13 protein-coding genes are annotated in these 12,752 nt (G+C 67.0%); 6 read left to right on the plus strand and 7 right to left on the minus strand.

Going from position 1 to position 12,752, the window contains the following annotated elements; translation table 11 throughout:
* Nucleotides 1–98 precede the first annotated feature (98 nt).
* The 3 genes from BMX16_RS13950 (at nt 99) to BMX16_RS13960 (ending at nt 3,203) form a co-directional block, all read left to right on the plus strand.
* Complete coding sequence (locus BMX16_RS13950; RefSeq protein ID WP_089904872.1) at nt 99–728, plus strand: ribonuclease HII; 630 nt, start codon at nt 99–101, stop codon at nt 726–728.
* Nucleotides 729–826: 98 nt separating this feature from the next.
* Nucleotides 827–1,939: a site-specific DNA-methyltransferase gene (locus BMX16_RS13955; protein ID WP_089904875.1), complete on the plus strand. Its 1,113-nt coding sequence runs from the start codon at nt 827–829 to the stop codon at nt 1,937–1,939.
* Nucleotides 1,940–2,171: 232 nt separating this feature from the next.
* Nucleotides 2,172–3,203 carry an NADP-dependent oxidoreductase gene (locus tag BMX16_RS13960; RefSeq protein WP_089904877.1) on the plus strand — a complete coding sequence of 344 codons (1,032 nt, stop codon included), beginning with the start codon at nt 2,172–2,174 and terminating at the stop codon, nt 3,201–3,203.
* A gap of 313 nt (nt 3,204–3,516) precedes the next feature.
* On the opposite strand, the gene BMX16_RS13965 is transcribed toward BMX16_RS13960, so the two are convergent.
* Both BMX16_RS13965 and mutY read right to left on the minus strand, forming a co-directional pair.
* A complete protein-coding gene (locus BMX16_RS13965; protein WP_089904879.1) occupies nt 3,517–4,662 on the minus strand; it encodes an alkane 1-monooxygenase in 1,146 nt (381 codons plus the stop codon).
* 41 nt (nt 4,663–4,703) lie between these two features.
* A complete protein-coding gene (gene mutY / locus BMX16_RS13970) occupies nt 4,704–5,759 on the minus strand; it encodes an A/G-specific adenine glycosylase (RefSeq protein WP_089904881.1) in 1,056 nt (351 codons plus the stop codon).
* Between the two features lie 58 nt (nt 5,760–5,817).
* Between mutY and BMX16_RS13975 the strand changes: the two genes are divergently transcribed.
* From BMX16_RS13975 to BMX16_RS13985, 3 genes are read left to right on the plus strand one after another with little or no spacing between them, the layout of a single operon-like run.
* Nucleotides 5,818–6,333, plus strand: coding sequence for a DUF721 domain-containing protein (locus BMX16_RS13975; RefSeq protein ID WP_089904945.1), 516 nt, complete (start codon nt 5,818–5,820; stop codon nt 6,331–6,333).
* Between the two features lie 11 nt (nt 6,334–6,344).
* Nucleotides 6,345–7,010 (plus strand): DsbA family protein, encoded by a 666-nt coding sequence (locus BMX16_RS13980; RefSeq protein ID WP_089904883.1) that lies wholly within the window; start codon nt 6,345–6,347, stop codon nt 7,008–7,010.
* Nucleotides 7,007–8,134: a CaiB/BaiF CoA transferase family protein gene (locus tag BMX16_RS13985; protein WP_089904885.1), complete on the plus strand. Its 1,128-nt coding sequence runs from the start codon at nt 7,007–7,009 to the stop codon at nt 8,132–8,134. Before BMX16_RS13980 ends, BMX16_RS13985 begins: the two co-directional genes overlap by 4 nt.
* Nucleotides 8,135–8,182: 48 nt before the next feature.
* Here the strand turns inward: BMX16_RS13985 and lpxK are convergent, their stop codons facing one another.
* The 5 genes from lpxK to BMX16_RS14010 form a co-directional block, all read right to left on the minus strand.
* Nucleotides 8,183–9,160 (minus strand): tetraacyldisaccharide 4'-kinase, encoded by a 978-nt coding sequence (lpxK, locus tag BMX16_RS13990; protein WP_089904886.1) that lies wholly within the window; start codon nt 9,158–9,160, stop codon nt 8,183–8,185.
* Complete coding sequence (locus BMX16_RS13995; protein ID WP_089904888.1) at nt 9,160–10,236, minus strand: hypothetical protein; 1,077 nt, start codon at nt 10,234–10,236, stop codon at nt 9,160–9,162. The genes lpxK and BMX16_RS13995 overlap by 1 nt, the downstream gene beginning before the upstream one ends.
* Nucleotides 10,237–10,245: 9 nt before the next feature.
* Nucleotides 10,246–10,491 carry a DUF4170 domain-containing protein gene (locus tag BMX16_RS14000; protein WP_089904890.1) on the minus strand — a complete coding sequence of 82 codons (246 nt, stop codon included), beginning with the start codon at nt 10,489–10,491 and terminating at the stop codon, nt 10,246–10,248.
* 73 nt (nt 10,492–10,564) lie between these two features.
* The gene (locus BMX16_RS14005; protein ID WP_089904891.1) at nt 10,565–11,338 is read right to left on the minus strand and encodes a 3'(2'),5'-bisphosphate nucleotidase CysQ; all 774 of its coding nucleotides are present in this window, start codon (nt 11,336–11,338) and stop codon (nt 10,565–10,567) included.
* On the minus strand, nt 11,325–12,668 hold the full coding sequence (locus BMX16_RS14010) for a TldD/PmbA family protein (RefSeq protein WP_089904893.1): 1,344 nt from the start codon (nt 12,666–12,668) through the stop codon (nt 11,325–11,327). The genes BMX16_RS14005 and BMX16_RS14010 overlap by 14 nt, the downstream gene beginning before the upstream one ends.
* Nucleotides 12,669–12,752 lie beyond the last annotated feature (84 nt).

Here is a 12,752-nt window from a genome sequence, read left to right on the forward strand (position 1 = left end):
GTCATGATATGCAATAACCACCGTATCGGCACAGGCCGTATCATGCCAGTGCCCGCAACACCCTTTCCTGCAGGCCGTCCCTGCGGCACAACCGGGGCATGACACGCACTCCGCCTGACCTTGCGTTCGAGGACGCCGCCCGCGCCCACGGTTACGCCCGCATCGCGGGTGTGGACGAGGTGGGGCGCGGGCCGCTGGCCGGGCCCGTGATGGCCTGCGCAGTGATTCTCGATCCCGCCGCAATTCCGCCCGGTCTGGCCGACAGCAAGACGATCAGCGCCATGCGCCGCGATGCACTTTTCACACTGATTCCGCAGATGGCGCTGGTCGGCTACGGTCAGGCCAGCGTGGACGAGATCGAGGCGCTGAACATCCTTGCCGCCAGTCATCTTGCGATGCAGCGGGCCTTGGCGGACTTGCCGGTTGCGGCGGATTTCGCCCTGATCGACGGCAATCGTATGCCCCCCGCCCTGCCCTGTGCGGGGCGCACCATCGTGCGCGGCGACACCCTGTCGCTGTCCATCGCCGCGGCCTCAATCATGGCAAAAGTGTGGCGGGACAATGTCATGGTGGGATTGGCGCAACAGCATCCCGGCTATGGCTGGGACCGCAACGCAGGCTATCCGACGCCGGAACATCACGCAGGGCTGAAATGTCACGGTGTCTCACCACATCACCGGCGAACTTTTGCCCCAATCCACAAGATGTTGTGGCAAGAAAAAACCTGAACGGCGCTTTCAATTAATCCATTGCCTGTCGGTGGCGGCAAAGGTCATCCTGTCCTCAATCAACGAGTGGAAACAATCCACCGGGATAGAGGCAGAGCATGACGATAAAAACAAAGGCCCAAAAGGGCCTGACACTACCGCTCAACCAAATTTTGGGCGGCGATTGCATCGACGTGATGAACAGTCTGCCAGCAGGATCGGTCGATCTGATCTTTGCAGACCCCCCGTACAACCTGCAGTTGCGAGGCGACTTGCACCGCCCCGACAACTCAAAGGTCGATGCGGTGGACGACCATTGGGACCAGTTCGACAGTTTCGCGGCCTATGACCGGTTCACCCGCGACTGGCTGGCCGCTGCCCGCCGTCTGCTGAAACCCAACGGCGCCATCTGGGTCATCGGCAGCTATCACAACGTGTTCCGCATGGGGGCAGAGCTGCAGAATCAGGGCTTCTGGATCCTGAACGACGTGGTCTGGCGCAAGTCGAACCCGATGCCGAACTTTCGCGGCAAGCGGCTGACCAACGCCCATGAAACACTGATCTGGGCCGGCAAGTCGGAGACCAGCAAGTATACCTTCAACTACGAGGCGCTGAAGGCACTGAACGAAGGCGTGCAGATGCGCAGCGACTGGATGCTGCCGATCTGCACGGGACACGAGCGCATCAAGGACGAGAACGGCGACAAGGCGCATCCGACGCAAAAGCCCGAAAGCCTGCTGCACCGCGTCCTGTTGGGCACCACCAACCCCGGCGATGTCGTGCTCGACCCGTTCTTCGGCACCGGCACCACCGGCGCAGTCGCCAAGATGCTCGGCCGCGACTTTGTCGGGATCGAGCGTGAGGACGCCTACCGCGCCGTGGCCGAAAAGCGCATCGCGAAGGTCCGCAAGTTCGACAGCGAGGCGCTGGCCGTCAGCACCTCCAAGCGGGCGGAACCGCGCGTCGCCTTCGGCGTGCTGGTCGAACGCGGCATGCTGCGCCCGGGCGAGGAGCTGTGGTCGCTGAACGGTCGCCACAAGGCCAAGGTCCGTGCCGATGGCACGCTGATCGGCGATGACGTGAAGGGATCCATCCATCAGGTCGGCGCCCATCTGGAAGGGGCGCCCAGCTGCAACGGCTGGACCTACTGGCAGTTCAGGCGCGACGGGCAACACGTGCCCATCGACCTGCTGCGCCAGCAGGTGCGCGCCGAAATGGCCCGGCTCGCCTGACGGCCAAGCCCCGATCCCGCGGGCCGCGCGCCCGCCACCCCACCGATTTCACCGTTACCGCCGGTGCCTTCACCGTGGCAGCCCTGCATGGGCTGCCACGCGGGCACTACCTTTGCCCCGCTGTTCCCGCTTGGAACATGCGGGGTTTTTTTTGCGAGGCGCTGTCCCGGGGTCGGATTTGGCAACGGGCGTCGGGGGGCTAGGTCATGACGCAACTTGAAGGAGACGCCCCATGACCGACGCCACCCGCATGGTCCTCGCCAGCCGCCCGCAGGGCAAACCCGTGCCTGACAATTTCCGCAAGGAGGAGGTCACGCTGCCCGCCCTGACCGATGGCACGTTCCTCGTCCGGGTGATCTGGCTGTCGCTGGACCCCTACATGCGGGGCCGGATGGACGACGCCAAATCCTATGCGAAGCCCGTCGCCATCGGCGACACGATGGAAGGCGGCGCCGTGGGCGAGGTCATGAACAGCCGCAATGCGGACTATCCCAAGGGCGCCATCGTGGCCGGCGCCTTCGGCTGGACCACCCACGCGGTCAGCGACGGGACCAGCGTGCGGATCGTCGATCCCGCCGTGGCCCCCATTTCGACCGCGCAGGGTGTGCTGGGGATGCCCGGCATCACGGCCTGGGTCGGGTTGAACGACATCGGCCGCGCACAGGACGGCGAGACGATCGTGGTGTCCGCCGCGACCGGGGCGGTGGGTGCCATCGTCGGGCAATTGGCCCGCGCGCGGAACATGCGCGTGATCGGCGTCGCCGGCGGGGCGGACAAGTGTGCCCATGCGGTGCAGGATCTGGGCTATCACGCCTGCCTCGACCACCACGCCCACGATGCCAAATCCCTGTCGCAGGCCATCGCCGATGCGGCACCCGACGGCGTCGACGTCTATTTCGAAAGCGTCGGTGGCAAGACGCTGGAGGCAGTCCTGCCCCACATGAACACGCATGGCCGCATCGCCCTGTGCGGCATGATCGCATGGTATTCCGGTCACGGCATCGGCGATGCACAGCCTTTGCCGACCGTCTGGAGACACATCCTGACACGGCGACTGCTGGTCGAGGGGTTCATCAGCTTCGATCACTTCCACAAGTTCGACGCGTTCCTGGCAGAGGTCGGCCCGATGGTCCGCGACGGCCGCATCACCTACCGCGAAGATATCGCCGAAGGACTGGAGAATGCCCCCGACGCTTTCCTGCGGATGCTGTCGGGGGGCAATTTCGGCAAGCAGTTGGTGCGTGTCGGCGCCGATCCGGCCTGACTGAGGCAGACATATCGCACCAGTCGGTCTGCACGGTGCCGCGGACATCGTGGCACTCCGCACACCGACCGGAGCGGCCAAGCGTTTGCGCATGATGCGAAAGGTCGCGCGCCCGGCCGCCCGGATACGCCCGCCGCGCGATCCACCGACACGGCCTTGCCGTATCATCCGGGACATCCCGCCGTCGAGTGTCTGATGGCCTGCACCGTATGGACCCTTGGATCACGCGATGTGCCCGCGACAGGTCACTAGCCGCCCAATCATCGCGCCGCTAATGCGCAATCTGTCATCGAAGATGCGGAGTGCACGCATGTCAGCGGGGCCATGGGTTTGTCGCGGCCTTGTATGCGGACCAGTCCTTGATGTGCGGGTAATGGGCGCGGCGCCATGCCTTGACCTGCGGGTTCATCATCCGGCGCCACAGCGGTGGAACCATCGCCGCGATTCCCATGATCGAATAGCCATAGGGCAGTTGCGGCGCCTCGTCCGGGGCGTAGGTCTGCAACAAGGGAAACCGCCGGTCGGGCTTGTAATGGTGATCCGAGTGCCGCTGCAGGTTGATAAGCAACCAGTTGGACGCCTTATGCGCGGCATTCCACGAATGGTGCGGCTTGACGTGTTCGTATTTGCCATCACCCAGATGCTCTCGCGTCAGGCCGTAATGTTCGATGTAGTTCACCAGTTCCAGATGCCACGCGGCGATGAACGCCTGCCACAGGAACAGCGCCAGCCCCAGCCATCCACCGATCAGCAGCGACAGCGCCAGAAACCCCGCCTGCATGGCCCAATAGGTCCAGAACGGGTTGCTGCGGTCGTGCCATGGCTTGCCCTTGCGTGCCAGCATCGCCGCCTCGGCCCGCAGGGCAGAGCCATAGCATTGCCGCAGGACGCGCGGGAAATACCGATGGAACCCTTCGTTGTAGCGGGCCGTGACGGGATCGCGCGGTGTGGCGACATAGCGGTGATGCACCAGCAGGTGTTCCGACCGGAAATGCGAATACATCGCCATCGCCAGCAGGATGTCGGCCATCCGGCGTTCGATCCGGGGCCGCTGGTGCATCAATTCGTGGCTGTAGTTGATGCCGATGGTCCCGGTGATCACCCCCATGCCGAAGAACAGCCCGACCAGTTCCCATCCGCCCAGATGATCCGCGCGGGTCGCATAGTATATGATGCCGAACAGGGTCGCGGCCTGCAGCGGTGCCCAGACGATGGTGATGATGCGATACCACCACAGCTGATCGTCGGGTGTTTCGGTGTCTGCATTCGCTTCGTTCAAGCCGGCGAAGATGTCGATGATCCCGAACAGATACCAGGTACAGAACGGCACCAGCAGCACGGCCCAGCCGCCCCAGATTGCGCTGACCCAGGCAATCGGCACCAGCAGCAGCGACAGCCAGAACGGCAGGGCCGCGGACAGGCGGCCGATGGCGGGTGTGGTGGCGGCGGTGGCGGTCATCGGGTCCTCTTGCGCGGCGAATATGTGCCCAATATGGCGATCTAGCCGCCAAACGGTAAAGATTCTGCCACCAGGTCATGGACCTTGCGCATCACCGTCGGCAAGGCTGCGGGGGTAAAGACGCCGCGACGCTGAAAAAACCCCTTTTCCGGCATGGAATCCGACCCTACGACAGCCCACAGGATCGTCAGCTCCAGATGGAAATGCGTGAAGGTGTGACGCGCGGTCGCATCCAACCGCCGCCAATCGGCACCCACGGGCGGCGCTGGTCGCGGGTCGTCGGACCAGTCTGACCCCGGAAACCCGAGCATCCCGCCCAGCAGACCCGTGTCCGGCCGCGTCTCGACCAGCCACGCGCCGTCGCTGCGGCGCACGACATAGACGAAACCGTGGCGCACCGGCACGGCCTTTTTCGGGGTCTTGCGCGGCAGGCTGGCCGCCGTTCCCGCGATCCGCCCGGCGCAGCCATCGCGCCACGGACAGATCCCGCAGGCCGGCGATTTGGGCGTGCAGATCGTGGCGCCCAGATCCATGACCGCCTGCGCATAGTCGCCGGGGCGGTCCTGCGGCGTCAGGGCGGCGGCCAGCGCCATCAGGTGCGGCTTGGCTGTGGGCAGCGGCGTGTGCACGTCATGGATACGCGCCATGACACGCTCCACATTGCCGTCCAGCACCGTTTCCGGCCTGTCGAAGGCGATGGCCGCGACGGCAGCGGCGGTATAGGGGCCGATCCCTGGCAGGGTCAGCAATACGTCGCGGTCTGACGGGAACACGCCGCCATGATCGGCCACGACCACACGGGCGCATTTCAGCAGATTGCGGGCGCGGGCGTAATATCCAAGCCCAGCCCACGCAGCCATCACGTCGGCATCGTCCGCCGCCGCCAGATCGGAGACCGTGGGCCATCGCGCCGTGAACTTGCGCCAGTAATCGCGCACGGCGGCCACGGTCGTCTGCTGCAACATCACCTCCGACAGCCAGATACCGTAGGGGTCTGGCAGACGGCCCGCCTTGCGGTCGGCGGGTGGCACACGCCATGGCATCGACCGCGCATGCACGTCGTACCAGTCCAGCAGTTGCAACGGCCGGTCACGCATTGTTCATGGCCTCCCACCCTGACTTGGCCTGCGGTGCGACATAGATTAAACCTTGATCATGAAACAGCCTTACCGCACCTCATCGACCCGCGGTTTTTCCCGCGCCGTCACGCTGATGCAGTCGCGCATCCGCGCCGGCAGCGAAGGGCGTGGCTTTGCCGAGACGCGGTTGCTGACCCATTGGGCGGCCTTCGTGGGCGAGGATGTGGCGGCTGTCGCAACGCCCGTCAACGTGGGCTATGGCCGCGGCGGCATGGGCGCGACGCTGACGATCCTGACGACAGGCGCGAATGCGCCGATGCTGGAAATGCAGAAGCCCCAGATTCTGGACCGGGTGAATGGCTGCTACGGCTACCGCGCGATCGCGCGCATCCGCATCACCCAGACCGCACCCACGGGCTTTGCCGAAGGTCGCGTCGCCTTTGCGGCGGCCCCGAAGGCCCCGCCACTGCCCGACCCCGCCACGCAGGACCGCGCCCGGGCGGTCGCGTCTGGAGTCGCCAACGACGATCTGAGGGCCGCACTCGAGGCGCTGGCAGCCAAGGTGCTGTCGAAACCCAAGACCCGAACCTGAAGGAACCTCCCATGCAACGCAGAACCCTCTTGACCGCAGGCGGCGCCGCCGTCGTCCTTGGCAGCAGCCTGACCCTGACCGGCAGCGCCTGGGCGCAGGATGCGGCCCCTGCAGATGCCGCGACAACCGATGCGGCGCCCGCCGATGCCGGGATGATCCCCGATATGGTCATCGGTGCCGCGGATGCACCGGTGCAGATGACCGAATACGCCAGCTTCACCTGCCCGCATTGCGCCGACTTCCACGCCACGGTCTGGCCGCAGCTGAAGGCCGACTATATCGACACCGGCAAGGTGCGCTTCACCTACCGCGAGGTGTATTTCGACCGCTTCGGCCTGTGGGCGTCGATGATCGCGCGCTGTGGCGGAGAGATGCGGTTCTTCGGCATCACCGACTTGGTCTATGACACGCAGCGCACGTGGACGGCCAGTGGCGATCCGGCAACGATCGCGGCAGAGCTGCGCAAGCTGGGCAAGACCGCAGGTCTGACCGACGCGATGCTGGACGAGTGCCTGAACGACGCGGAGATGGCGCAGAACCTGGTGACGTGGTTCGAGGCGAATGCCGAAGCCGACGATGTGACCGGCACCCCGAGCTTCCTCATCAACGGGACCAAGTATTCCAACATGTCCTATGACGAGATGAAGGTGATTCTGGACGAAGCCGCAGCCGGCTGATGCGCCCGCTGGAAGGGCTGCGCGTCGTCGAACTGGCGCGAATCCTGGCCGGCCCATGGGCCGGTCAGACTCTGGCCGATCTGGGGGCCGATGTCGTCAAGGTCGAAAGCCCTGAAGGCGACGATACCCGTCGCTGGGGTCCGCCGTTCGTCGATCACGACGGACAGCGGGCGGCGGCGTATTTCCATGGCACCAACCGTGGCAAGACATCGGTCACCGCCGATTTCCGCACGGCGCAGGGGCAGGACCACGTGCGCGCCCTGATCGCCGATGCGGATGTGGTGATCGAGAACTTCAAGGTCGGTGGCCTTGCGCAATACGGGCTCGACTATGCCAGTTTGGCGGCGATCAACCCGCGACTGATCTGGTGTTCGATCACCGGCTTCGGACAGGACGGTCCCTATGCGCAACGGGCGGGTTACGACTATATCATTCAGGGCATGTCGGGGCTGATGTCGGTGACGGGCGCGCCCGACGGGCAGCCGCAGCGCGTCGGCGTGGCCGTCGTCGATCTGTTCACCGGACTTTATGCCAGTACGGCAATTCTGGCCGCAGTCCAGCAGCGGCAGGTCACGGGGCGCGGTCAGCAGATCGACATGGCGCTGTTCGACGTGGCCGTCGCCGTCATGGCCAATCAGGCGATGAACTATCTGACGACCGGCGGTGCCCCTGCACGGATCGGCAACACGCATCCGAACCTGATGCCCTATCAGGTCTTCGACTGTGCCGACGGGCACCTGATCGTGGCCGTCGGCAACGATGCGCAGTACCGGCGGCTGTGCGACGTCCTCGACGTGGTGCATCTGGCGCAGGACCCCGCCTATGCCACCAATGCCGACCGTCTGTCGCGGCGCGAGGTGCTGACGGCGCTGCTGGCGGCGGCCATCGCCGGTTGGTCGCGCGATGCCCTGCTGGCCGCCTGCGAGGCGCAGGGCATACCAGCCGGGCCGATCAACGATCTGGCACAGGTCTTTGCCGACCCCCAGATCGTTCATCGCGGGTTGCAGGTCGATCTGGACGGCGTGCCGGGGATGCGGACGCCGATCCGCATGTCGGATGCCGACCTGAGCCCGCGCGGACCCGCACCGACGTTGAGTGCCATCGGGACGCCTGACGCAGGGTGATGCTGCTGGGGGGCCAGCCCCCCGGAGTATTTGCGGCAAGATGATGGGCTAGAGCCCCAGCGCGGTCAGGCGGGTTTCCAACGGGGTCGGATCAGCGATGTGCAGGCGCACGGGCAGGGTCAGGACCTGCGTGCGGAAGGTCTGCGTCAGGCGGACGGCATCCTTTTCGGTCGTCACAAGCTGCGCATTGGCGACCTGCGCGTCGTGGGTCAGGCGCGTCATCAAGGCTGACGTCAGCGGTTGATGATCGCTCAGCGGTTCCGCATGGATCACCTCGCAGCCAAGGCCGCGCAGGGTGGCAAAGAACTTGGCCGGATGCCCGATCCCCGCAAAGGCGAAGACCCGCATCCCCGCCCACGGCATGCCCGTCGGCAGCGGGCGCAACGCGCCGGACAGGTCGGGCGCCTGCCAGCGGGCTGCAAAGTCCGCCTGCGCCGCAGCATCGCCGATCGCCAGCAACAGGTCGGCACGGGCGAGGCCCACGGCCACGGGTTCGCGCAGGGGACCGGCGGGCAGGACGCGACCGTTGCCGAACCCGCGCGCCGCATCCACCACCACGATGGACAGGTCCTGCACCACACTCGGGTTCTGGAACCCGTCGTCCAGCACCACGACCGTCGCACCTGCCGCGATGGCCGCCTGCACCCCCTGTGCACGGTCGCGCGCCACCCACGCGGGCGCAAAGGCGGACAGCAGCAGCGGTTCGTCCCCCGTCTGGTCAGCGGTGTGGCTTCGGGCGTCGACCTGCACCGGTCCGGTCAGACTGCTGCCATGCCCCCGGCTGACGACATGCGGCACCTGTCCGCGCGCGGACAACATCTGCACCAGCGCCATGACCGTCGGCGTCTTGCCCGTCCCGCCGGCGTTGATGTTGCCGACGCAGATCACCGGGACCGACACGCGCAGACCGGGCTGCCGCAGGCGCCGGGCGGTGGCTGCGGCATAGGCGGCGCCCAGCGGCTGCAACAGGCGGGCACGCCAGTCGGGGCGGTCGGGGGGGGTGAACCAGAACTGCGGTGCCTGCATCACAATCCCGCCTCGTCCAGCCGCTGGCGGATCATCGTGACGATCCTGTCCGTCGCCTCTGCCCCGCGCGAGGTGACGTCCCAGCCCGCCATCGCCATGGCGGCGACGCGGTCGGCGGCCAGCAACGCCTCGACCGCGCGACCCACGCCGGCAGCGTTGTCGACCTGCAGCGTGGCTCCGGCCCGCGCAAGTCGGTCATAGCGCTCGGCAAAGGGGGCCGTCCGGGGACCGTGGATCAGGACGGACCCGAGGGCTGCCGCCTCGAACGGGTCCTGTGCCGCCGACTGTGTCAGGGTGCCTACCGCAAGCGTCACGGTGGCCAGCCTTAGCCACAGTCCGATCTCCTCCGCGGCGTCGATCACATGCACCTGGACGTTTTCGTCGGGCGCGCAGCTCTCTGACCGCAGGCTGGCGGGCAGGCCCAGCGCCTCGAAGCCCGCGACAAAGGCGGAGCCCGCACCCGGCACGGCGGTCGTGACGGCCAGCAGCAGGCGGTGCGACCGACGGGCCGCATGACGCTGCGCCGCGGCCAGCGTTGCAACATCGCCAAGTTCTGCCTGGGTCGCAAGCCACAGCGGACGGCTGCGCAGGATATCGGCCAGCGCACGGCGGTCGGCCTCCACATGGGGCAGGACGGCCGGTGGATCTTCCAGCAGGCCGACGGCATGGGTACGGTTCGGGGCCGCACCCGCCGCGACGAAGGCGGCAGCGGCCATCGGATCGCGGGTATAGACGGCGCGCAGGCGCGACAGGATGGCCCGGCTGCGCGACGGGAACCAACGGTTCACGAACCCGTCCAGGGCGCTCGCGTCCGCGTCGATCACGATCACCGGAACCTTCGCCTCTGTCACGGTCGCAAGGACGGCGGCATCCAGCGCCCCACCGACCCACAGCATCATCATCGGCGACAACCGGTCCAGATGGGCCGTGACGGTTCTGCGCCCCTCGGGCTGCGGATCATGCGTGACCGCGAACGTCACATCCTCGCCGTCGGCGCGCAGGCGGGCGTCAAGGGCGGCGACCGCCGCCGCATGGGCCGGCGTCGCACAGCGCGCCCAGACGACCGGTTCCACCATGACTGTGGATCAGAGCCCGAGTTCTTCGGTCGGAGAGGCGGCGACGGCTTCGTCCCGCAGGCGGTGGATATGCGCGATGAAGTAGCGGGTATGCGCGTCGTCCACGGTGCGCTGGGCGTTCGCCTTCCACGCGGCAAAGGCGCTGGCGTAGTCGGGGAACATGCCGACGATGTGGATGTCGTTCACGTCGCGGAACGCCGTCTTGGTCGGGTCGATCAATTCGCCGCCGAAGACGAGGTGCAGGCGCTGGGTCATGGGATACTCCACGGGGACAGGGTCAGGTTGCGCGCAACCTATTGAGGGCGGCCTTGCGTGACAACCGCTTGCGTCAGCTCAGGGCCGCGCGCAGGGCCGGATGAACGCCACCGCCCGCGATCACGCCGTTCACCTGCGGGTGCGCCGCGTTGAACAGCAGGTCCGCGCCGGTGCGGTCGGTGGCGTGTCCTCCCGCCTCTGTCACGATCAGCGCACCTGCGGCGATGTCCCATTCCCATGACGGGCGCAGGGTCAGCATGGCGTCATAGCGCCCCTCGGCCACGAGGCACATCCGATAGGCGAGCGAGGACCGGAACGCCGTGGCGAACGCGGGCGGCGCACCGCCCTGCCAATGCCGTGCCGCAAGGTTGGGACGCGTGGTCAGCACCTGCGCCGTTGCGGGATCGCGCGTCTGCGTCACACACAGCAGTTGGCCGTTCAGCGTGGCCCCCTGCCCGTAAGCTGCGGCATAGGTGAGCCCCCTTGCAGGCAGCGTCACCACACCGGCGATCACGCGACGATCCTCGATCACCGCAAGGGCGATGGCCCAGTCCAGGCTGTGCGCAATGAAGGCGCGGGTGCCGTCGATGGGATCAACGACGAACTGCCGCTGCGTGCCCAGCCGCGCGCCGTCGTCGGGGGATTCCTCCGACAGCCAGCCATAGGCGGGACGCGCACTGCGCAGCCGGTCGGCCAGCAGGGCGTTCACCGCAAAATCCGCTTCGGTCACGGGGCCCTGGTCGTCGGCCTTGTCCCAGACCTGCGGATCGGTCTTGAAGTGGCGCATGGCGACGTCCCCCGCCGCCTGTGCCGCCGACAGCAGCAGCGTCAGATCAGTCGCCGGCAAGGGTCAACCCTTCGACCAACAGGGACGGCACCACACGGCTCAGGTGCGGGCGGGCGTCATTGGCGGCGATCATGCCGCGCCACATGTCGCGCAGGTTGCCCGCGATGGTGCATTCGTTCACGGGATAGGCGATTTCGCCGTTCTGCACCCAGAACCCGGCCGCCCCCCGGCTGTAGTCGCCGGTATTGGGGTTGATCGTAGATCCGATCATCGACGTGACCAGCAGGCCCGTGCCCATCTGAGCGATCAGGTCATCGCGGCTGGCGGTGCCTTGGGTCAGCGCGAGGTTCGTGACCGACGGCGATGGCGGCGCACCGGTGCCACGACTGGCATTGGCGGTGGACGGCATCCCCAGCTTGCGCCCGGTGGCCAGATCCAGCACCCAGCCGGTCAGCACGCCGTCCTGCACCCACGCGCGGGTCTGCGTGGGCAGGCCTTCCGCGTCGAAGCGGCGGGACCCGAAGGCACGCGGGCGATGTGGATCCTCGGTCAGGTTCATGCCAGCTGGCAGGACCTGCGTGCCCGACGCGTCGCGCAGGAACGACGCGCCACGCGCGATGGCGCTGCCGTTGATCGCCTGCACCAGATGCCCGATCAGCGACGACGCGATGCGTTCGTCGAACAGCACCGGATAGGCGCCTGTCCTGGGCCTGCGCGACCCGGCGCGTTCGACGGCACGCGCGGCGGCGGTGCGGCCGATCTCTTCGGGGCTGCGCATGTCCGTCTGAAAGATGCGGCTGTCGTAATCGTAATCCCGTTCCATCCCCGTGCCGGTGCCGCTGATCGCGACACAGGACAGGCCGATGTCGGACCGGGCGTAGCCGCCGGAAAAGCCGTTGGTCGCGGCCATGTGGACCTGTCTGCGACCATAACCGGCGCTGGTCTCGGACACCTGGCTCAGGCCGGGGTTCTGCAATGCGGCCGCTTCCGCCCGCAGGGCGGCATCCTGCAACGCGGCGGGATCGGGTTCGGGGGACGGATCGTAAAGCTCCAGATCGGTGGTGTCGGTGACCTGCGCCAGTTGTGCAGCCTCTGCCAACCCCACGGTCGGATCTGCGGGGGCCTCGCGCGCCATGGCGACGGCGCGTTCCGCCATCGCGGCCAGCGCCTCTGGCCTGCTGTCCGAGGAGGACACGCAAGCCTGCCGCTGCCCCAGCAGCACGCGCAGGCCCACGTCGATGCCTTCGGACCGTTCCGCCTTTTCCAACTGTCCCTGACGCACGTCGATGGCGATTGACGTGCCCTGCACCGCCACCGCATCGGCGTCATGCGCACCCGCGCGTCGTGCGGCGTCGAGGATGCGGTGGGTCAGATCGGCAAGGTCGGTCATGGCGCGTTGTCCTGCTGGGTTGGACCAGAGGTAATCGGCGCCGCCCGCAGCCGCAAGGTCGCGCCGAACTGGCGCGACCTTGCA

Origin of the sequence: Loktanella fryxellensis (assembly GCF_900110065.1) — a bacterium.
Lineage (GTDB): Bacteria > Pseudomonadota > Alphaproteobacteria > Rhodobacterales > Rhodobacteraceae > Loktanella > Loktanella fryxellensis.

What these genes read in the sequence shown, in the direction of transcription:
- BMX16_RS13950 (WP_089904872.1), top strand. Translation starts at nt 99, where the DNA reads ATGACACGCACTCCGCCTGACCTTGCGTTCGAGGACGCCGCCCGCGCC.
- BMX16_RS13955 (WP_089904875.1), top strand. Translation starts at nt 827, where the DNA reads ATGACGATAAAAACAAAGGCCCAAAAGGGCCTGACACTACCGCTCAAC.
- BMX16_RS13960 (WP_089904877.1), top strand. Translation starts at nt 2,172, where the DNA reads ATGACCGACGCCACCCGCATGGTCCTCGCCAGCCGCCCGCAGGGCAAA.
- BMX16_RS13965 (WP_089904879.1), bottom strand. Translation starts at nt 4,662, where the DNA reads ATGACCGCCACCGCCGCCACCACACCCGCCATCGGCCGCCTGTCCGCG.
- mutY (WP_089904881.1), bottom strand. Translation starts at nt 5,759, where the DNA reads ATGCGTGACCGGCCGTTGCAACTGCTGGACTGGTACGACGTGCATGCG.
- BMX16_RS13975 (WP_089904945.1), top strand. Translation starts at nt 5,818, where the DNA reads ATGAAACAGCCTTACCGCACCTCATCGACCCGCGGTTTTTCCCGCGCC.
- BMX16_RS13980 (WP_089904883.1), top strand. Translation starts at nt 6,345, where the DNA reads ATGCAACGCAGAACCCTCTTGACCGCAGGCGGCGCCGCCGTCGTCCTT.
- lpxK (WP_089904886.1), bottom strand. Translation starts at nt 9,160, where the DNA reads ATGCAGGCACCGCAGTTCTGGTTCACCCCCCCCGACCGCCCCGACTGG.
- BMX16_RS13995 (WP_089904888.1), bottom strand. Translation starts at nt 10,236, where the DNA reads ATGGTGGAACCGGTCGTCTGGGCGCGCTGTGCGACGCCGGCCCATGCG.
- BMX16_RS14000 (WP_089904890.1), bottom strand. Translation starts at nt 10,491, where the DNA reads ATGACCCAGCGCCTGCACCTCGTCTTCGGCGGCGAATTGATCGACCCG.
- BMX16_RS14010 (WP_089904893.1), bottom strand. Translation starts at nt 12,668, where the DNA reads ATGACCGACCTTGCCGATCTGACCCACCGCATCCTCGACGCCGCACGA.